General features: G+C 63.0%; 18 protein-coding genes, 1 tRNA gene and 1 pseudogene. 9 read left to right on the top strand and 11 right to left on the bottom strand.

The genetic code is table 11. The features are described 5' to 3' along the window. Nucleotides 1-17: 17 nt before the first annotated feature. The 3 genes from E4U03_RS07980 (at nt 18) to E4U03_RS07990 (ending at nt 1986) form a co-directional block, all read left to right on the top strand. The gene (locus E4U03_RS07980; RefSeq protein ID WP_135013021.1) at nt 18-716 is read left to right on the top strand and encodes an ABC transporter ATP-binding protein; all 699 of its coding nucleotides are present in this window, start codon (nt 18-20) and stop codon (nt 714-716) included. Between the two features lie 146 nt (nt 717-862). Beyond that, nucleotides 863-1714 carry an HpcH/HpaI aldolase/citrate lyase family protein gene (locus tag E4U03_RS07985; protein WP_135013022.1) on the top strand — a complete coding sequence of 284 codons (852 nt, stop codon included), beginning with the start codon at nt 863-865 and terminating at the stop codon, nt 1712-1714. Nucleotides 1715-1749: 35 nt separating this feature from the next. Then, complete coding sequence (locus E4U03_RS07990; protein ID WP_135013023.1) at nt 1750-1986, top strand: hypothetical protein; 237 nt, start codon at nt 1750-1752, stop codon at nt 1984-1986. Nucleotides 1987-2106: 120 nt separating this feature from the next. On the opposite strand, the gene E4U03_RS07995 is transcribed toward E4U03_RS07990, so the two are convergent. Next, nucleotides 2107-2181: transfer RNA gene (locus E4U03_RS07995), tRNA-Thr, on the bottom strand. A 145-nt stretch (nt 2182-2326) separates the two neighbouring features. Between E4U03_RS07995 and E4U03_RS08000 the strand changes: the two genes are divergently transcribed. From E4U03_RS08000 to E4U03_RS08015, 4 genes are all read left to right on the top strand, one after another. Continuing rightward, complete coding sequence (locus tag E4U03_RS08000) at nt 2327-3463, top strand: histidinol-phosphate transaminase (protein ID WP_135013024.1); 1137 nt, start codon at nt 2327-2329, stop codon at nt 3461-3463. A gap of 152 nt (nt 3464-3615) precedes the next feature. Next, nucleotides 3616-4791, top strand: a complete 1176-nt coding sequence (locus tag E4U03_RS08005; RefSeq protein ID WP_135013025.1) for a thiamine pyrophosphate-dependent enzyme — start codon at nt 3616-3618, stop codon at nt 4789-4791. Between the two features lie 3 nt (nt 4792-4794). Further along, nucleotides 4795-5796, top strand: coding sequence for an alpha-ketoacid dehydrogenase subunit beta (locus E4U03_RS08010; protein ID WP_135013026.1), 1002 nt, complete (start codon nt 4795-4797; stop codon nt 5794-5796). Nucleotides 5797-5813: 17 nt separating this feature from the next. Beyond that, nucleotides 5814-7337, top strand: a complete 1524-nt coding sequence (locus tag E4U03_RS08015) for a dihydrolipoamide acetyltransferase family protein (RefSeq protein ID WP_135013027.1) — start codon at nt 5814-5816, stop codon at nt 7335-7337. A gap of 514 nt (nt 7338-7851) precedes the next feature. Here E4U03_RS08015 and E4U03_RS08020 read toward each other — a convergent pair. The 6 genes from E4U03_RS08020 to E4U03_RS12860 all read right to left on the bottom strand — a co-directional run bounded on the left by E4U03_RS08020 (nt 7852) and on the right by E4U03_RS12860 (nt 12786). Continuing rightward, the gene (locus tag E4U03_RS08020; RefSeq protein ID WP_135013028.1) at nt 7852-8868 is read right to left on the bottom strand and encodes a hypothetical protein; all 1017 of its coding nucleotides are present in this window, start codon (nt 8866-8868) and stop codon (nt 7852-7854) included. Then, nucleotides 8858-10081 (bottom strand): ATP-binding protein, encoded by a 1224-nt coding sequence (locus E4U03_RS08025; protein ID WP_135013029.1) that lies wholly within the window; start codon nt 10079-10081, stop codon nt 8858-8860. Before E4U03_RS08025 ends, E4U03_RS08020 begins: the two co-directional genes overlap by 11 nt. Nucleotides 10082-10228: 147 nt before the next feature. Beyond that, nucleotides 10229-10942, bottom strand: coding sequence for a response regulator transcription factor (locus E4U03_RS08030; RefSeq protein WP_135013030.1), 714 nt, complete (start codon nt 10940-10942; stop codon nt 10229-10231). Nucleotides 10943-11116: 174 nt separating this feature from the next. Then, nucleotides 11117-11965, bottom strand: a complete 849-nt coding sequence (locus tag E4U03_RS08035) for a hypothetical protein (RefSeq protein ID WP_135013031.1) — start codon at nt 11963-11965, stop codon at nt 11117-11119. A gap of 28 nt (nt 11966-11993) precedes the next feature. Further along, the gene (locus tag E4U03_RS08040; RefSeq protein ID WP_135013032.1) at nt 11994-12635 is read right to left on the bottom strand and encodes a sugar O-acetyltransferase; all 642 of its coding nucleotides are present in this window, start codon (nt 12633-12635) and stop codon (nt 11994-11996) included. A 1-nt stretch (nt 12636) separates the two neighbouring features. After that, on the bottom strand, nt 12637-12786 hold the full coding sequence (locus E4U03_RS12860; RefSeq protein ID WP_167752362.1) for a hypothetical protein: 150 nt from the start codon (nt 12784-12786) through the stop codon (nt 12637-12639). Between the two features lie 47 nt (nt 12787-12833). Between E4U03_RS12860 and E4U03_RS08045 the strand changes: the two are divergent. Continuing rightward, a pseudogene (locus E4U03_RS08045) lies at nt 12834-14551 on the top strand (long-chain-fatty-acid--CoA ligase). Nucleotides 14552-14567: 16 nt separating this feature from the next. Here the strand turns inward: E4U03_RS08045 and E4U03_RS08050 are convergent. Further along, nucleotides 14568-15698, bottom strand: coding sequence for an N-acetylglucosamine-6-phosphate deacetylase (locus E4U03_RS08050; RefSeq protein ID WP_135013033.1), 1131 nt, complete (start codon nt 15696-15698; stop codon nt 14568-14570). A gap of 73 nt (nt 15699-15771) precedes the next feature. Between E4U03_RS08050 and nagB the strand changes: the two genes are divergently transcribed. Next, nucleotides 15772-16581, top strand: a complete 810-nt coding sequence (nagB, locus tag E4U03_RS08055; RefSeq protein WP_135013034.1) for a glucosamine-6-phosphate deaminase — start codon at nt 15772-15774, stop codon at nt 16579-16581. 49 nt (nt 16582-16630) lie between these two features. Here nagB and E4U03_RS08060 read toward each other — a convergent pair whose 3' ends face one another. From E4U03_RS08060 to E4U03_RS08065, 3 genes are read right to left on the bottom strand one after another with little or no spacing between them, the layout of a single operon-like run. Then, on the bottom strand, nt 16631-17317 hold the full coding sequence (locus tag E4U03_RS08060) for an N-acetylmannosamine-6-phosphate 2-epimerase (protein WP_209304148.1): 687 nt from the start codon (nt 17315-17317) through the stop codon (nt 16631-16633). A 10-nt stretch (nt 17318-17327) separates the two neighbouring features. Next, nucleotides 17328-18263 carry an ROK family protein gene (locus E4U03_RS13190; protein WP_209304149.1) on the bottom strand — a complete coding sequence of 312 codons (936 nt, stop codon included), beginning with the start codon at nt 18261-18263 and terminating at the stop codon, nt 17328-17330. Nucleotides 18264-18292: 29 nt separating this feature from the next. After that, the gene (locus E4U03_RS08065) at nt 18293-19213 is read right to left on the bottom strand and encodes a dihydrodipicolinate synthase family protein (protein ID WP_135013036.1); all 921 of its coding nucleotides are present in this window, start codon (nt 19211-19213) and stop codon (nt 18293-18295) included. Between the last annotated feature and the right edge of the window lie 21 nt (nt 19214-19234).

The following is a 19234-nucleotide window of genomic DNA, read 5'->3' on the forward strand; positions in this document are numbered from 1 at the left end:
CAGAAAAGAGCCTCACCATGACTGACTTCCTCACCCGCCCCCTGGCCCAAGAAACCCTAGCTGCCCCCAGCGTCCTTGAACTGCGCAACATCGTGCTGGACTACCCCGATGGCGTAGACGAGAAGGGAAACCCGCGCACCATGCGCGCCCTAGATCACGTGAACCTCACCGCAGGCCGCGGCGAGTTCATCGCCCTGACCGGTGCTTCTGGCTCGGGTAAGTCATCCCTGCTATCGGTTGCCGCCGGGCTCATCACCCCCACCACCGGGGCCCGCCTGATCAACGGCACCGACACCACCGCCTACAAGGACACCGACCTCGCAGCCCTGCGCCGCACCGACATCGGCATTATTTTCCAGCAGCCCAACCTCATTGCCTCCCTCACTGCCGCCGAACAGCTAGAGCTCACCGCCCGCATCAGTGGCGCCCGCGGGGCAGAACTCAAGGCCGCCCGCGCTACCGCTGCCGACCTGCTCGACATGGTAGGGCTGGGCGATGCCGCCAACCGCCGCGTACACCAGCTCTCCGGCGGCCAGCGTCAGCGCGTCAACATCGCCCGTGCCCTCATGGGCTCGCCCTCCCTGCTCCTGGCCGACGAACCCACCAGTGCCCTCGACGCCGAACGCTCCGCCGCCATCGTCGAGCTCCTGGCCAAGGTCACCGCCGAGTTCAACACCGCAACCCTCATGATTACCCACGACCTTGAACAGGTGTAGCTCACCGACCGGGTCGAGCACATGGTCGACGGCCGCCTAGAGGGCTCACCGGCAGCCTAGGTTTTACTCTGAGAGACAGCCAGCCCCGGGGTAAGCGGGCAGGGTAAACTTGAAGCGGTCAAAATAGCCTTTACAAGGACACACCCGTGATTAACTTTCACCGCAACGAACGCGCAGCCTCCCTGCCCGCCCATCTCTCCCGCTCCTGGCTGCTGGTCTCTGCCGCCGCAAGCGAAGAAACCATCGCCGCCGCCCTTGAATCAGAGGCCGACTCGGTCATCATCGACCTAGAGGACGGCTGCCCCGAAGAGCAAAAGGACGAGGCCCGCGAGCACATCATCGAGATGCTCAACAATGGCGCCTCAGCCTGGGTGCGTATTAACGGCATCGAAAGTGACCACTGGGCCAAAGACCTTGAAGCCCTCAACCGGGCGAGCGGGCTCAAGGGCGTCATGTTGGCCATGACCGAGCACCCCGACCACGTCACCCGCACCGCCATGATGCTCCCGGCAGGTACCCCCGTTATCGCTCTGATCGAAACCGCACTGGGCATGGTGAACGTTGTGCGTATCGCAAAGGCCCCCGGCACCTTCCGTCTGGCCTTCGGCGTGGGTGACTACCGCCGCGATACCGGCGTCTCCGCAGACCCTATCGCCCTGGCCTATGCTCGCTCCCAGCTGGTTCTGGCCTCCCGCGTGGGCGGCCTGGCTGGCCCCATCGACGGCCCCTCCGTCGGCAAGCACGGCGGCGACCTGCTTAAAGACTGCGCGGTAACCGCTAGCCATGGTATGACCGGCAAGCTCACCCTCGACCCCGGCCAGACCGAAACCATCAACGTGGGCCTGGCCCCCAGTGCTGATGAAATCGAGTGGGCCCGCGAGTTACTCCAGAAGAGCGAAGGCGACTCCGTGCCTAAGGACGGCTCCTACCTGCCCCGTCTGGCCCGCGCCCGCAAGGTCTCATCCCTGGCTAAGACCTACGGCCTGTGGCGTAGCTAGAAGAACTCCCAGGTGGCAGCGGTAGGGTAGGTAGCGTGAAGAATTATCTTGGTTTTCAAACCCGCAGGACGCCCCGCGGTGGCTTCTCCCGCGGGTTCCTGCTGCTCTTTGCCCTGCTCCTGGTACCCTCACTGGCCCTCTGGGGCTTTTACCGCTGGCTCTTCGCCAACGATACCCACCTGCTGGTAGTACCCTTCCTAGCGGTTGTTACCGCCTGGATCTGGGCCTACCTGATTGGCTATGGAGCCGAAAACCACATGGACGACGACTAGCCCACCGCCCGAGGCGCAGGCCCCAGGAAGGTGGGGTGGCTCGTCCGCCCGGCCTCAAACCGGCAGCAAAAATCTCGCGGCCCGCACCTAAACCGGTGCGGGCCGCGAGATTTTTGCTAATGGAGCCCCCAGTCAGATTCGAACTGACGACCTTTTCTTTACGAGGGAAATGCTCTACCCCTGAGCTATGGAGGCCTGTTCCTACCCCTCTATCAGGGGCGAACGAAAGAAAACTTTACCAGAAAGAGAGGGCTGCAACCACCGGTTGCGTGCACCGCTGACCAAAAGAGCGGTACCTCCAATCTTAGATTTTGTGGCCTATAACACTAGAATGGATGGCATGACAAGTTCACAGCGCTCCGGGCTGCACCCCCGCCCGGTTTTCAATCAGCTCCCCAAGTACGCCGCAGGTAAACCCCCGGCACCGGTTGAGGGGCTTACCCAGTACAAGCTCTCATCCAACGAGAACCCCTTCGGGCCGGTGGCCTCGGTTGCTCAGATTCTGGCTGAGTTCGATACCGTCCACCGCTACCCCGACCCGCTCTCTACCGCCCTGCGTACTGCGCTAGGGGAGCACCTGGAGGTTGACCCCAAGGATATCGTCACCGGCGCAGGAAGCCTAGGTGCCCTGACCCAGATTCTGACCACCTTTGCAGGTACCTACGCCGACGGTGTGCAGGACGAAGTTATCTACGCCTGGCGCTCCTTTGAGGCCTACCCCATCTGCGTTGGCCTGGTCGGTGCTAAGAGCGTGCAGGTGCCCAACCTGCCCAACGGCGCCCATGACCTAGATACCATGGCTGCAGCCGTGACCGACCAGACCCGCGTCATCCTTATCTGTACCCCCAATAACCCTACCGGCCCGGCCGTCACCGAATCACAGATGCGTGACTTCCTGGCCAAGGTGCCCAGCGACGTACTCGTGGTGATTGACGAGGCCTACTTTGAGTTCTGTGCGGCCTCCGAGATTCCCGAAGGTCAAGAACCTCCCGTCAACGGCCTGGACGTCTACCCCGACTACCCCAACGTCGCTATTCTACGCACCTTCTCCAAGGCTCAGGGTCTGGCTGGTTTGCGCGTGGGCTACTCCATCACCCACCCCGAGGTCACCGCCCACCTGCGCGTGGGTGCCACCCCCTTTGCGGTGAGTGCTCTGGCTGAAAAGGCTGCCGTGGCCTCCCTTGATCACAATGATGAGGTCATGGAGCGTGTGGAGCACCTGGTGGCTGAGCGCGAAAAGGTCGTCGCCGAGCTCCAGGAGCTGGGCTACTGGGTACCCGAAACCCGAGCCAACTTCGTCTGGCTTCCCCTGGGCGAGCACTCGGCAGCCTTCGCTGCCCTGGCAGAAGCTAACGCCCTGTCCGTGCGCGCCTTCGCAGGCGAGGGTGTGCGCGTGAGCATCGGTGAGGACGGGGCCAACGCCCGCCTGCTCACAATCGCAGCAGAGTTCGAAGAGCGCACCACCAAGCCCCTCTAGGGCAGACGGACGGTAGGCGGGCGGGGCTGTCCGCCCGCCTACCCCCAACTTATTTGCAATTAATCCCTCAAAATTCTAAAAATAGACCCTCTCTGCCCACCGGCAGGCGTAGGGTTAAGAAAAGGTACTAACAGAGCAAGACCGGAGACCCCATGTCACAGACGCAAAACCCCACCAACCCCTGGGGAACGCCAGAGCGTATCCAGCTCATGAACGAAGCGGGTGAAACCACCCCCCACACCAGCTTCTCAGCCTACGCCGACGAACTCACCGGCGAAGACCTCAAAGACATGTACCGCACCATGGCCCTGACCCGCCGCTTCTGCGACGAAATGACCTCCCTGCAACGCCAGGGGCAGCTGGCCCTCTGGGTTCCCTCCCGTGGGCAGGAAGCTGCCCAGGTGGCGTCCGCTCGGGCCCTTGCTGCCAACGACTACATCTTCCCCTCCTACCGCGACCACGGGGTCCTCCTCGAGCGCGGCATCACCCCCGAAGAAATCACCCCCCTCTTCCGAGGCTCGGGCACCCTGGGATGGGACGCCAAAAAACACAACGTACACTCCTACACCCTGGTGCTGGCCGCCCAGGTACTCCACGCCACGGGCTACGCCATGGGCCTAAACCTCGACGCCGAGATTCAGGCAGAAACCGGTCAGGCCCAGACCGGCCAGGGGCAAGGAACCGGCCCCGAACAGGACGCCGAGAAACCCGCCGTAGCCGTCTACTTTGGCGACGGGGCAACCACCGAAGGCGACGTACACGAATCTATGGTCTTTGCGGCCAGCTACAACCCGCCCGTCCTTTTCTTCGTGCAAAACAACCACTGGGCCATCTCTGTGCCCTTTAGCGTGCAGTCCCGCGTGCCCATCTCAACCCGCGCCGCCGGGTACGGTTTCGAGGGCCTGCGCGTGGACGGCAACGACGTGCTAGCCGTCTACGCCGCCACCCGCTACGCCATGGACAAAATCAGGGCGGGGGAGGGGCCCGTGCTGATTGAGGCAGAAACCTACCGGCTCGGCCCCCACACCACAGCCGACGACCCCACCAAGTACCGCCCCGAAGACCACGGTGCCACCTACGAGCCGCTCGACCCCATGGTGCGCCTCGAAGCCTACCTGCGCTCAACCGGCCAGGCCGTTGACGCCTTCTTCGACGAGGTCACCGCCTACACCAAAGAGCAGGTGAAGGGCGTCCGCTCCTACGTTCTTTCCAGCGAACCCGACACCTTCGAAACCTACCTGAACCGCGCCTACGCGGCCCCCCACCAGCAGGTTGAGGACGACCGCGCCTTCTACCGCGCCTACAACGACGGCTTCGAGGAGGACTAAATCATGTCAGACCAGACCCCTCAGCAGGGCACCGAGACCCTAACCCTAGCTAAGGCTATTACCCGCGCCCTACACGATGAAATGACCGCCAACCGCAAGGTCCTGGCCCTGGGCGAAGACATCGGCAAACTCGGCGGCGTCTACCGCGTAACCGACGGCCTGCAAAAAACCTTTGGCCCCACCCGCGTCATGGATACCCCCCTGGGAGAATCCGGCATTATCGGAACCTCCATCGGTATGGCCCTGCGCGGCTACCGACCCGTACCCGAAATTCAGTTCGACGGTTTTGTCTTCCCCGGCTTCAACCAGATCACCTCGCAGCTCTCTAAAATGCACGGCCGCACCCACGGCCAGTACGAGGTGCCCGTTACCGTCCGTATTCCCTACGGCGGCATGATCGGCTCGGTAGAGCACCACTCGGAGTCCCCCGAAGCCCTCTTCACCCACACCCCGGGCCTGCGCGTGGTGACCCCCTCGTCCCCCCACGACGCCTACTGGATGCTCCGCAAAGCCATCGCCCACCCCGACCCGGTCATCTACTTCGAGCCTAAGCGCCGCTACTGGATGAAGGGCGAGGTCAACTTCGCAGATACCGACTTCGACCCCTTTACCGCCCAGGTGGTGCGAGAAGGCGAAGACCTGACCATCGCCACCTACGGCCCGCTGGTTCCTGTGGCCCTGGCTGCCGCCCAGGCCGAGGTTGAGGACGGCCACTCCATCGAGGTCATAGACCTGCGCTCCCTCTCACCGCTTGATATCCCCACCATCGAAGCTTCGGTACAAAAAACCGGCCGCCTGGTCGTGGCCCACGAGGCCCCCACCTTCGGCGGCATCGGCTCAGACATCGCAGCCGCCATCACCGAGCGCTGCTTCTACCACCTCGAGGCCCCCGTGATCCGCGTGGGCGGCTACCACATGCCCTACCCGGTCTCCCGCGTCGAAGAAGAGTACGTGCCCGGCATAGACCGCCTGCTCGAAGCCGTCGACCGTTCCCTGGCCTACTAAAGCCCGAAAGGCACACCATGTCACAGATCTTTAACCTGCCCGATGTGGGCGAAGGCCTCACCGAGGCAGAAATCCTCAGCTGGAAGGTAGCCCCCGGCGACACCGTCGAGGTCAACGACATACTCGTTGAAATCGAGACCGCCAAGTCGGTCGTTGAGCTGCCCTCCCCCTACGAGGGCACCGTGCAGGAGCTCATGGTTGACGAGGGCGAGACGGTAGAGGTAGGCACCCCCATTATCGCTATCGCCGGGGAAGGCGCCGAAGATGGCGGGGGGAGTAGGCCTGCGGCAGAGCGTCCGGACGCCGCCCCCCAGCAGGCCGCCGCACCGGCAGGGGAGCAGGGCGGTGGCAACGCCCTGGTAGGCTCGGGCCCCAAGGCCGACCCCGTCAAACGCCGGGTCCGCAAGAAAGCTAGTCAGCCCGCTGCTGCATCAGCCCAGCTGCCTGCGGCACCTGCCGGCGCTGCTGTGTCAGCTCAGGTACCTGACTCTGCACCGCTGGGTACCGACAGCCGCCGCCAGCTGCTGACCGGCCTGCCTGCCCGCGCGGGCAAGCTCTTGGGCGAAGGCGGCAAGGGAATGCTCCGACGCCTGGGAAGCCATGAGCTACCCGCAGAAACCGGCACCAGCGAGGTACCCCGCCGCCAGCCCCTGGCCAAGCCCCCCGTACGTAAAGCCGCCCAAGATATGGGCATCGACCTAGCCCAGGTCATCCCCACCGGGGAGCAGGGGCAGGTCACCAAACGCGACTTGCTCAACTACGCAGCCCACCTGAGCCTCACCGAACAGGCCAGCGTCACCGACACTACCGACCCCACCAGCTTCTGGATTCCCGCCGGTGCTGGCGGCGACCGTATCGAACGTATCAAGGTCAAGAGCGTCCGCAAGGCCACCGCCAAAGCCATGGTCGAGTCAGCCTTCAAGGCGCCCCATGTCTCAATCTTCGTCGATGTAGACGCCACCCGCACCATGGAATTCGTCAAGCGCCTCAAAAAATCACCCCAGTTTGAGGGCGTCAAAGTCACTCCGCTACTGATTCTGGCCAAGGCCGTTATCTGGGCAACCGCCCGCACTCCGCAGGTCAACGCCACCTGGACAGACTCCGAGATTCAGATTAAGCACTTCATGAACCTCGGCATCGCCGCAGCCACCCCGCGCGGCCTGATGGTTCCCAACATCAAGGACGCCCAGACCATGAACCTGCGCGAGCTGGCCCTGGCCCTCAACGACCTGACCACCCGGGCCCGCGAAGGTAAAACCCAGCCCACCGAAATGCAGCAGGGCACCATGACCATCACCAACATCGGCTCTCTGGGTATTGATACCGGAACCCCGATTATCAACCCCGGTGAGGCCGCCATCATTGCCTTCGGCACCATCAAGCAGAAGCCCTGGGTCGTAGACGGCGAAGTGATTCCCCGCTGGGTCACAACCCTGGGCGGTTCCTTTGACCACCGCGTCCTTGACGGTGACCTCTCGGCTAAGTTCCTGGCAGATGTCGCTTCGATTCTCGAAGAACCGGCCCTGCTCCTGGACATGTAAAAGAGCCGGGAAAGCACAAGGCCCGGGCACTCAAAGAGCGCCCGGGCCTTGCAGCACACGGTAACCTCGCTGGCCCCGCTGGAAGTTCAACCTGATGGCTAAAAACCAACGGAACAAGTGTGAACATAGTGAGGCTCCCGCCGGTTAGGGCGGGAGCCTCGCAACGCCAAGGTACGAAACCTGGAGCATAATCCGAATTATCTCCCCCAAGAAATCCGAATCTATGGGCACTGAGCCCACATAGGTTCAGGTCTCGTAGGTTACCTTATGCCCTTGAAGTGCCTCCCTTGATAATCTCTGGGTCAGTCCCCCAACGTCGCCAGAACACCGAGTCCCCCGACTCGATGCAAGAAGCACTCAAGTTACTTAAATTTTAGCTGAGCCCATTGGGGGGGTGTATGTCCTCATATAGGGTGACACTAGGGCGTAAGCTGTGGGCAGTAGCCTGACTGCTTCCCTCAAAATGCCCCCAAGACTGCCCCACCAGAGGTGGAATCTCCAGACTATATAAGCCCTAGAAACGCTCAATCACACCGGTCTGCGAAATCTCGATAGCGCTAGGCTCTTCGTCCTCTGAGTTGCCGTCGTGCACCAGCATAACGGCGGTCTGGTCATCGGCGGGGAAGGCACGCACCGTGATAGTACCGCCTGACGCGTTATCAAAAAGATCGACCGCGCACTGGGTAAGGACCAGCGAGACGCGGGAGGGTAGGGCCGAGCCGCGCTCGTCCAGAATATCGACCTTGACCCCGCGCTGACGGGCCAGCCAGGCGGCGTCCAGAATCTCCTTATTCACGATGTAGCGGCCACGAATCGTATCGCGCAACTGGGCTTCGGTGAAGCGGAATTCGTCCATCTCGGTGCGGGTCACCGGCGACTCGTTGTAGGCGATACGGTGCAGCATATCCTCGGTCAGGGCACGGACCTCCTGCACGCGATGGGTGGCAATAGCGCCCATATCTGTCTCTTCGGCGCGCCCGGCGTCCGCGATAATGCGCATACCGCGGGCCTGCCTGGTCTTAGAGACCGCCTGCTCAATCTGCTTGGGCACAATCATGCTCACCAGCATGAGCAGGAAAGAGATAGCAAACTCGGTAGAGAGCGTCAGGCGGGTATCGAAATAGTTGGTGTGCCAGCTCAGCACCAGCACCACAAAACCACAAAAGAAGAGCCAGCCGAAGAAGGTGTGGCGGCGCAGCACCAGGCCCGCAGCCAGCAGGGTATAGGCCATGAGGGGCCAGGAGAGATTGGAGAAGGTAATCGAGTGGCTGATGGCGCTCAGGGTGGTATCGACCGAGTTGAGAGCGAGCACCATGATAATGGGCATCATGATGTCGGGCAGAGCCAGGCGCTTGGTGGGCAGGAAGACCGGCAGCGCGGCTAGCGCGTAGAGACTCAGCAGGATAGCCCAGTGGGGGGCGCGGGTGACGGTGTAGTGGTCGTACCAGAAGAAGAAAGACCCCAGAATCAGCAGGGTGACGGTGCCCAGAATGAGGGTGAGGATGCGGGAGCGGTAGTACTTAGCCAGCATTGGGTTCCTCGTGGGGCCACTGGACGACGACGCGGGTACCCTTCTCGGGTGCCGAGGTAATGGTGACCATACCGCCGGTGTCCTCCATAGAGCGAATCATCGACACGCGCACACCCAGGCGGCGGAAGTCGATGTCGCTCATTGAGAAGCCCTGGCCCTTATCTGAGATGGTGCAGAGAATATAGGGGCGCACCTCGTCGGAGCGGGTGGAGTTGAAGGGGCGGCGCATCTCGGTGCGAATCGAGATCTGGGTGGTGCGGGTGCCCGAGTGACGGGCAGAGTTAGACACAGCCTCGGTGACGGCGTGGGTGAAGGCTCTAGCTGCGGTGTAGGGCAGGGTGGAGTCGGGGCTGGCTAGCAGGTGCTTTTCGATGGAGTCGGAGACAAAGCGCAGGCGCTGGTTCCAGGGTTCCACGCCCTCGGCAATCTGCTCGGTCAGGGCCTGGAAGGTGATAGGGCGCTGGGGCTGGGACTTGAGGGCCTCTTCTTCAAGCACGCCAATGGCGCGGCGGGCCAGCAGACGGGTGCGCTGGGGTAGCTCACCGGAGTTGCGGCTGGCGTCGAGCAGGGCTGCCATGACGTTATCGTGCACCAGCTTGTCGAAGTCCTGCAGCTCCTTGGCGTAGTCGCGGGAGCGGTTGAGCAGAAGCTGGGCAGAGAGGGTCTCGTAGTAGGTCTTATCTGATTCGCGGACGGCGTTGAGGGCAAAGCGGGCCAGGCCAGCTAGCAGGGCGCAGCAGAAGCCTAGGTAGGCCACCCGAATGAGCAGCTCGGTGGCATCGAGGGGGGAGCCTTTGAGCAGGTGGGCTGCCACCGAACTGACCACCAGCAGCACCGGGAAGGCGACGCTGTGAATAATGCTCTCACGTGGGCTCTCTTCGAAGACCGGAACCAGCATGGCGTAGATACCAAAGAGCCAGGACCAGGGAATAGCTGAGTGCTCAGCACCCACGGTGAAGGGCCACAGAATGTAGGAACCGTAGGCGATCGCCAGCATAAAGCTAACGACCTTGGCTGAGACTTCCTTGCGGATGCCGTTGAACATGAGCAGGGCCGCATGGGCAACCAGCAGGGGAATGATCGCCAGGTACCAGTAGGAGTCGCCCCCGCGGATCTCTGAGATGTTGGCAAGCGACTGGCAGAGAAGGCCTACTGCAATCAGAGAGTAGATGATTTCCAGGGTGCAGTAGAGGCCGAAGGAACTCGGGCCCATGAGTCGCTGCTGCCCGGTGGTGAGGGAGAGCGACTTGAAGGAGAAGGAACGGATGCGGTCCGCCCGCGGCGGTTGTAGCGCGTGGGCTAGGTCCCGGGAGGCGCCGCCGGTGGTGGTAGACAGGGTGCGTCCTTAGGTCTTCGCTTCTTAGAGGTTGCGGTCTGCGGTGGAGGTGTCTACCATGGAGTCGACCAGGCCGTCTTCGATGGCGCGAATACGCAGGTCAATCTTGGTGGGGGCGGGGCGGCCGACGCGGGCGTACTTTTCGCGGATGCGGTCGATGTTGGTCTTAACAGCGGACTGTTTGATGCCCATACGGCGGGCTACCTGAACCTGCGCGAAACCTGAGGCGTAGAGGCGCAGGGTTTCCTGCTCGCGGGGTGAGAGGTTGGCGCGGGAGAACTCGTGGTCACCGTCGATTGCTGCTGCCAGTTCCTTGGTGACAACGGCCTTGCCTTCGGCGATATTCTTGGCTTCTGCCAGGGCGTGTTCCAGGGGCTCTGACTTGCGCACCAGGCCCAGGGCCCCTGCCTTGAGGGCTTCACGAATCAGGCCGGGGTTCTCGCCGATGCTGAAGATGAGCACCTTGATGCCGGCGCGCTGCAGAATATCGACGTTTTCTGAGGGGCGGGACTTATCTTGCAGGGAGAGGTCGAGCAGTACGACGTCGCAGTCGCGCTTGAGCTTGCCCAGGTCAGCAGACGAGGGGTCGGAGAGGCTACGGCCTAGGGCAACGAGCAGGTCGGCTGCGGTGGGGGCTGCGGCGACCAGTTCGATTTCGCTGGCGCCTGCTGCGACTGCTCGCATACCTTCGCGGACGACTTCGTGGTCATCGACAATGCCTACGCGTAATACGCTCATAATCCCTACTTACCTCGTGTGCTGGTGCAACCTTCACCTGTGGGCGGTGGCTGCTCGTCGGTTGCTGTGTGTGGTGCGGTGAGCAGACTGGGGTGTTTTTCTTACGAAAATATTTTACAGGCAAAGTGTGCTTCGTGGGCTGAACTGTGGGCGCTGTGACGTGCTTCTGCTGTCTTAGCGGGTTCGGGCGTCCGCGCCGGTAAGGGCGCGATGGTAGCGAGTGCCCAGCCCTGCCCCGATGAGGGCGCTAACCAGGGCCAGGACGCCGGTGGCCAGGGCAGTGAGGGCACCGATAGCCAGGTCAGGGGTTAGGAGGGGTTGAAGGGCATAGGCGGGGGCAAGAGGGTGCGTGAGCTGGGCGGTTGCCCAGGTAAGCAGGGTCGCAAGAAGCACGCCCAGGGTGCTGACGGCAAGGACGCCCACAGCCTGCTTGCTGGGAGCTAGGGCCGTCATGCGGGAGGCTGTGTAGCCGGCCAAGCCAAAGGCCACCGCAATAAGGACGGCGACCGTGATGAGCCAGGGCAGGGCCTGGGGGCGGCTGGCGGGGGCGGTGACGGCTAGAACCGTCTCGGTCAGGCCACTGTAGGTAGAAACTCCTAGAACACCCATCACCGTGCGGGCTAGGGCCAGGCTGCCGGTGGCCAGGGCATAGGCGACCAGGGCGCCGCAGAAAGCCGGGATAAACTGCACCCGTTTGAGGGCAGCGGCGGGAGCCATCGCCCCTAGATGTGCTGCCGGGTAGGCGGACGCCTGCACCGGCTGGGCAGGAGTTGCCGGTTCAGCAGAATAAACCTGCTGCGGGGGCTGAGCCTGGGCCGGTGCGGCCTGCAGGTACTCCTGGCCCACCTGCGGGCTGCGCTGGTAGCGGGTAGCCGAGACCCCGGCGTCCGCAGGGGTGGACGCCTGGCTGCTACCAGCGTCCTGCCCGAAGGTACGCGGGTCAAGCACCCGGGTGGGGTCGGAGTCCTCAAAGACCGCGTCCCACTCATCAAAATCACGGCGGTTCTTAGGCTGGTCGGTCACCGGCAGCGCCCCTTTCTACAAAAAATACTTACGCCAGCCCCAAAGCCTGGGGGCTGTACTGGTGGGCCGGGTCGGTGGGGCGCTCATCGGCGCCCACATACTTAATTACCCGGGCGGGGTTACCGACCACCACGGCGTTAGCGGGGATGTCCTTGGTCACCACAGCGCCGGCACCAATCACGGCGTTCTCACCCACGGTGACGCCCGGGCAGAGAATCGCCCCGCCGCCAATCCAAACGTTGCGCTCCACCGTAATGGGCAGACCACCCTCCCACAGGGCCTCGCGGTCTACCGGGTTAAGGGGGTGGGTGGGGGTCAAAAACTGTACATTGGGGCCCACCAGGACGGCATCGCCAAAGGTAATGGGGGCAACGTCAAGGAAGACGCAGCCAAAGTTGAAGAAACAACCCGCCCCAATATGGGTATTGACCCCGTAATCAAAGGCAGCCGAGGGTCGAATCGTGGAGCCCTCACCGAGAGACCCCACAATCTGGGCTAGCACCTCCTGCTTGCGGCTATCGCGGGCCCGGTACAGCCGGGTGTATTCCTCCACCAGCTCCACCACCCGGTAGTGGGTATCGGCGCACTCCTCGTCCGGGCGGTAGGCGAACCCCGCCGTCATCTGCTCAAAGACAGTCTTACCGGCGCGCAGCTCATCCCAGTTCGTCATACTAACCTCCATAGGCCAGGGTCATCAGGCCAATAATCGCCAGACCGACCCCAATCACAATGAGGCCGGCAATAATCATGCGCTTATTAATCTCTCGCATGAGCTCCCGGAATTCCTCGGGGCTAATATCGTTATTTCTACGTCGAGCCATACCCCTAAGTATGTCAGCTCTAGCCCCGCTATGGCACAATCGTGTGTATGCAGTCAGCCGAAAACTCACCCCACACCGACACAGACTTCCCCCTGGCCCACCGCCCCTGGGGCAAGAACTACCAGCCAGAAAGCAACAGAGACGTTGCTCTGCCTGAAACCTCGCTGAGCCACCTCATGGCTGAAGCCGTGCGCACCGTTCCCCAGAAAATTGCCCTGGAATTCTTCGGCGCCACCACCACTTACGGCGAGCTGGATGACCAGATTCTGCGCGTAGCCGAAGGCCTACGCAAAGCCGGTATTCAGCATGGTGACCGCGTGGCCCTCGTCCTGCCCAACTGCCCCCAGCACATCGTGGCCTTCTACGCGATCCTGCGCCTGGGCGCTGTGGTGGTTGAGCACAACCCCCTCTACACCTCAGCCGAGCTGCGCCATATGTTCGAAGACCACGGTGCCAAGGCCGCCATCGTCTGGGACAAGATCGCAGACAACATCACCTCCCTGCCCGCTGATATCCGCCCCAAGAATATCTACGCGGTCAACATGATCGAAGAGATGCCCTTCACCATGCGCACCGCCCTCAAGCTGCCTATCGGCAGCCCCAAGGCCTCCCGCGAAAAGCTCGAAGGCACCGCCCGCGGCACCACTCCTTGGCGCCAGTTCATGAAGAACAGCCCCCTTGCCGCCGACCACCACCGCCCCACCGCCCACGACCTAGCCCTACTGCAGTACACATCGGGTACCACCGGCCTGCCCAAGGGCGTCATGCTCACCCACCGCAACCTCGAATCCAACGGGCGCATGGGTGAGGAATGGATCCAGCCCGGCAACGACGAGGTAATCTACGCCGTCCTGCCCCTCTTCCACGCCTACGGTATGACCCTGGGCCAGACCATCGCAGCGGTCTGCAAGGCCCGCCTGGTGCTCTTCCCCACTGTAGACATGGACCTCATCTTCCGGGCCATGAAACGAACCACCCCCACGATCCTGCCCGCCGTGCCCCCGGTCTACCGCCGCATGCTCGAAGAAGCTAAAAAGCGCGGCGTCTCCCTAAGGGCATCCGTTACGCCGTATCCGGTGCCATGCACCTGCCCACCGACCTGGTAGCTGAATGGGAAGAAGCCACCGGCGGCATGCTAGTTGAGGGCTACGGCCTCTCTGAGTGCTCACCCCTGGTCTCCTGCAACCCCCTGAACTCCACCCGCCGAGCCGGCTCAATCGGCGTGCCCTTCCCCTCCACCGACATCCGCGTGGTCGACCCCGAAACCTTCAAAGACGTTCCCGACGGCACCGAAGGCGAACTGCTGGTACGCGGCCCCCAGGTCATGCGCGGCTACTGGAAACGCGGCGAAGACACCAGCAAAACCCTGCTACCCGGCGGCTGGCTACGCACCGGCGACATCGTGCGCCTCGACCACGACTACTTCATCGAAATCGTTGACCGCATCAAGGAAGTCATCATCACCGGCGGCTTCAACGTCTCACCCACCGAGGTTGAAAACGTACTTAAACAGCACGACTCGGTAGCGGACTGCGCCGTAGTTGGCCTACCGGATGGCTCCGGCGGCGAAAAGGTCACCGCCGCAATCATCCCCGCCGAGGGCCACGCCATCGACCCCGAAGAGCTCAAACAGCACTGCTACGAGCGCCTGACCCGCTACAAGGTACCCAAGAACTACTACGAGGTCGACGAACTGCCCCGCTCCATGCTGGGCAAGACCCTGCGCCGTAAGGTGCGCGAAAGCCTTGAAGCCAAGTACAGCTAGGCTTAGCCCGTAAAAGCTAACCTCGCAACACGCCCTGCAGGGAGCCATCGGGGCCCAGTAGGGCGTAGCTATCTGCGGGCTCTGCTAGGCCGAGGGCAGTGGCGGGGACGCTGGTGGCAGCCCGGGCTGCTTCGCCGAGGGGGACGCCGAAGGCGACAGCCCGCTCCACCGCTCGCGCCAGGGTAAGGGTGCTCCCGGCAATCGTTTCGGTGCCCCTGATGCGGGCAACCGAGTCCTGCACCTCTACCGCCAAAGAACCCAGCCGGTAGGGGCCGTCCGCGCAACCGGCAGCCGCCATAGCATCGGTGACCAGGGCTATCCGCCCCGGTGCCAGGGCGAAGGCAGCCCGCACCATGGGCCCGTGCACGTGGATCCCGTCGCAAATAACCTCCAGGGTGACATGGGGACTATCTACGGCAGCGGCCACCGGACCGGGCTGCCGGTGATGGAGGGGACGCATGGCATTGAAGGTGTGGGTCAGTAGCGACGCGCCCTCGTTGAAGGCAGCTTTAGCCTGGTCGTAGGTGGCGTCGGTATGCCCGACAGCTACCTTGATACCCAGCTCCACGCAGCGCTGCAGAGTTGCCAGGCCGGGGTCGGTTTCGGGGGCCAGGGTAATCTGCAGGAGCCTACCTTCTGAGGCCTCCCAGAGCTGTTCCAGGGCATCGGGTGTGGGGGCGCGCAGGGCTTCGGGGGCGTGGGCCCCCTTATGCGCCGGGGAAATAAAGGGCCCCTCAGCATGAAAGCCCACCAGACGGGCCTGCCCCGGCACCTTTTGATCCATCAGAGGCAGGAGCTGGGACATGCTGGCCTGCATTTGTTCTAGCGGGTTAGACACCAGAGAGGCTACCAGGGTGGACGTCCCCGCCTGCCCGTGCACGCGCAGGGCAGGAGCAACGTCGGGGGCATCTTCAAAGGCAGTGCCGCCCCCACCGTGACAGTGAATATCGGTAAAGCCGGGTGCCAGGAGCCAGTTGCCGGCCTCGCGCACCTGGGCAGAGGCCAGTTGATCTGCCGTCAGTTCCTCCCGCCAGCTCTCACCTTCGCCCATGGCCAGCAGGCGCTCGCCCTCCACCAGAACCCAGACCGTGGGGCTGCTCTGTGGGGTGAGGTGGGGGAGGGAATGAAAAAGAATGGTGCGTGGCATGAGGGCCCCTTATCAATACGTCATATTGTTGTGCTGGCGGGTATTTATACATATATTTTCGTACTATATTCTTATGGAAATAATTATATGTGATTCAAAGGATCAAGCGGGAGCTTATGCCGCATCGCTTATTGCTATGGTGACCGAGCGAAATAATCAGCGGGGCACCTCAACCGTGTGGGGCGTAGCAACCGGTTCGTCACCCGAGAGTACCTATGAGCACCTTGCGGCTAAAGTGCAGGCGGGCCTCGATGTGAGTGCTGTGAGCGCCTTCGCTCTTGATGAGTATGTGGGGCTTGACCCTGCCCATCCGGAGTCTTACCGCAGTGTCATTGATGACCAGGTGGTGCAGAAGGTGGGCCTGAGTGCTGAGCGGGTGCATGTGCTCAATGGCATGGCTGAAGATATTCCTGCCGAGTGCGCCGCCTACGAGGCAGCTATCAAGGCTAAAGGTGGTGTTGACGTGCAGATTCTCGGTATAGGCGCCAACGGGCATATAGGCTTTAATGAGCCGGGATCCTCCCTGGCTTCACGTACCCGCATCAAGACTTTGGCCCCCAAGACGGTGGCAGACAATGCCCGTTTCTTTGGCGGTGATACCTCACAGGTTCCGGTTCACTGCCTGACTCAGGGTATCGGTACCATCATGGAGGCCCGCAAAATTGTGCTGGTTGCCGATGGTGAGAACAAGGCAGCCGCTATTGCCGGTATGGCTGAGGGTCCTGTAACGGCTTCCTGTCCGGGGTCAATTTTGCAGCTGCACCCCGACGTTACCGTGGTTATCGATGAGGCGGCTGCTTCCCAGCTTAAAAATGCAGAATATTACCGTTTTGCCCAAAATAATATTCCCTTTTTCCAAAAGCCCGAAAATATTGGGGCATAAAAATATATAAAAAGGGCCGGGGTGTAAATATTGCCCCGGCCCTTTTTATTTATTGAGTCATTGCCTCTTTAAACCAACTCGTAATAGAAATCGGGTGGGTGATGGCGGTGCCGACGACGACGGCGTGTGCTCCGGCATCGAGGGCGGCTTTAGCCTGGGCAGGGGTGTGGAAACGTCCTTCTGCGATGAGCGGTCGGCCCAGCTCGCGGGCGGCGATGGCTTCGATGAGTTCGAGGTCGGGGCCGTCGGTTTTGGGGCGGGCGCCGGTGTAGCCGGCTAGGGTGGTGCCGATGAAGTCGGCTCCGGCGTCGGCGGCTGCGAGGGCTGAGTCGAGGGAGTCGCAGTCGGCCATGACTAGGGCGTTGCTTGAGGCGTGTACTTCGTCTATGACTTGGGTGAGGGTGAGTCCATCGGGGCGGTCCCGTAGGGTTCCGTCGAGGGCGACGATGTGGGCTCCTGCCTGGGCGACGGCTAGGGCGTGGTGCAGGGTGGGGGTGATGAAGATTCCGTCGTGGCCGTCCTTCCAGAGCCCGATGACGGGGACCTCAACGGCGGTGCGGGTGAACTGGATATCTGCCAGGCCCTGCACGCGTACGGCGGCGGCCCCGCCGAGGACGGCTGAGGCGGCGACCTGGACGGTGGTGCGGGGGTCGCGCATGGGCTCGCCGGGGTAGGCCTGGGCGGAGACGATGAGTTGGCCTGCGAGGAGGTCGGTGAGCTGGTCGAGAGTGAACACGGTGTTTTTCCTAGCGGGTGGCGAAGTCGGGGATGAGGGTGGCGGCACCGAGCAGGGGGGCGTCGGAGCCCAGGGTCGCACGGACGATGGTGGTTTCGGCTGCCTGGCCCAGGGCGGAGCCGAGGTAGGCGGCGGCCATGTCGTTCCACCAGCGGGTGCCGAGGTTGACCACGCCGCCTGAGATGACGATGAGGTGGGGGTCGAGGATGGTGGCCAAGTCACCGAGGGCGATGCCGGCGGCCCGGGCCCCGAGGGCGATGGCATCGCAGGCGATGGGGTCTCCGGCGTCGGCCAGGTGTTCGAGGTCGAAGAGGTTGGCTGCGGGGCTTTCGCCGCCGAGGCGGTGGTAGCTGGCGACGATGCCGGTGCCTGAGGCGACGGCTTCTACGTGGCCTGCTCTGCCGCAGGTGCAGTTGACGCCCATGGCCCAGGGGGATGAGAAGTGGCCGACGTGCCCGGCGAGGGAGTGGGCTCCTCGCATTTGGGTGCCGCCGCTGATGTAGGAGCCGCCGACTCCGGTGCCGAAGGCGACCATGAGGCTTGTTTCGGCGGTGGCGGTGGCACCCCGCCAGGCTTCGCCCAGGGCGTGGGCGTGTACGTCGTTGACGGCGTAGGCGGGTAGGCCGGTGCGGTCGGTGACGATGGCTGCTAGCGGGGTGCCGCTCCAGTTGTGGATGAGGTTGGCTGCGGTGATGACCTGCCCTTCTTCACCGATGACTCCGGCGGACCCGATGCCGATACCGACAGGCTGGTAGCCGCGGCTGCGGGCCAGGTCGGCGAGGTCGGCTAGGGCGGACGCGGTGTGCTCGGCGAGTTTAGTCCCTCCGGCTTGGGCCTGGGTGGGGATTTTGTCGCGGTGCAGGACGCCGCCGGTGGGGGAGACGATGCCGAGGGCGGTTTTGGTGCCGCCGAGGTCTGCGGTGAGTGCTACGGGCTGGTTGGTCATGAAAGCGTCCCTTTCTCAGGTGGAGGGGGCTAGATGAGCCCTATTGATTCGACGATAGCGCGGATGCGCTGGGTTTCGGTGTCGCCGAGGGTTTCCATGGGCTGGGACATGGTGTTGGAGTCGAGTACCCCCATGACCTGCAGGGCGGTTTTGAAGGCGCCGAGGCCTGCTGCGCCGCCGGAGACGCTGGGGGTTTCGACGAAGACGATGTCGAAGAGGCGGGCCAGGCGGTCCTGTTCGGTGCGGGCGGTTTCCCAGTCGCCTGCGCGGGCGGCTTCGTAGAGGCGCTTGTAGCCTGCGGGGTCGACGTTGCCGAGACCGGGCACGAGGCCTGCGGCACCTGAGAGCATGGCCCCGTCGCAGACGACTTCGTGGCCGGTGAAGGCGGCGAAACCGTCGAGGTCGCGGGTGGCTAGGACCAGCTGGCGGAAGGAAACGTCGTCGCCTGAGGAGTCCTTAACACCGGCGATGACGCCTTCGCGGGCTAGCTTGGTGAGCAGGGGCAGCGGGAGCTTCTGCTTGGTGCGGACGGGCACGTCGTAGGCAAAGACGGGGACGTCGACAGCGTCGGCGATAGCGCGGAAGTGGCGTTCTTCTTCGAAGGCGTTGTCGATGGCATAGAACTGGCTGGTGACCACGATGGCGTCGCCGCCGATAGCTAGCAGACGCTGGGCTTCATCGATGACGCGGGCGGTGGTCATGTCGTTGATGCCGACGATGAGGGGGACCCGGCCGGCGATGGCGTCCACGCAGGTTGTGAGCACGGTTTCGCGTTCTTCGTTGGTCAGGTAGAGGACCTCGGATGAGGAACCCAGGGCGAAGATGCCGTCTACTCCGCCGTCGATGAGGTGGTTGATGAGGCGGCGTAGGGAGGAAATGTCGAGGGCACCGTCAGCGGTGCGGGGGGTGAGCAGGGGCGGGATGACGCCGGAGAAAGCGGGCGCGGTCATGGGGTGTTCTCCTTGGTGGGG

The organism is Rothia nasimurium (genome assembly GCF_004569295.1).
GTDB classification, from domain to species: domain Bacteria; phylum Actinomycetota; class Actinomycetes; order Actinomycetales; family Micrococcaceae; genus Rothia; species Rothia nasimurium_B.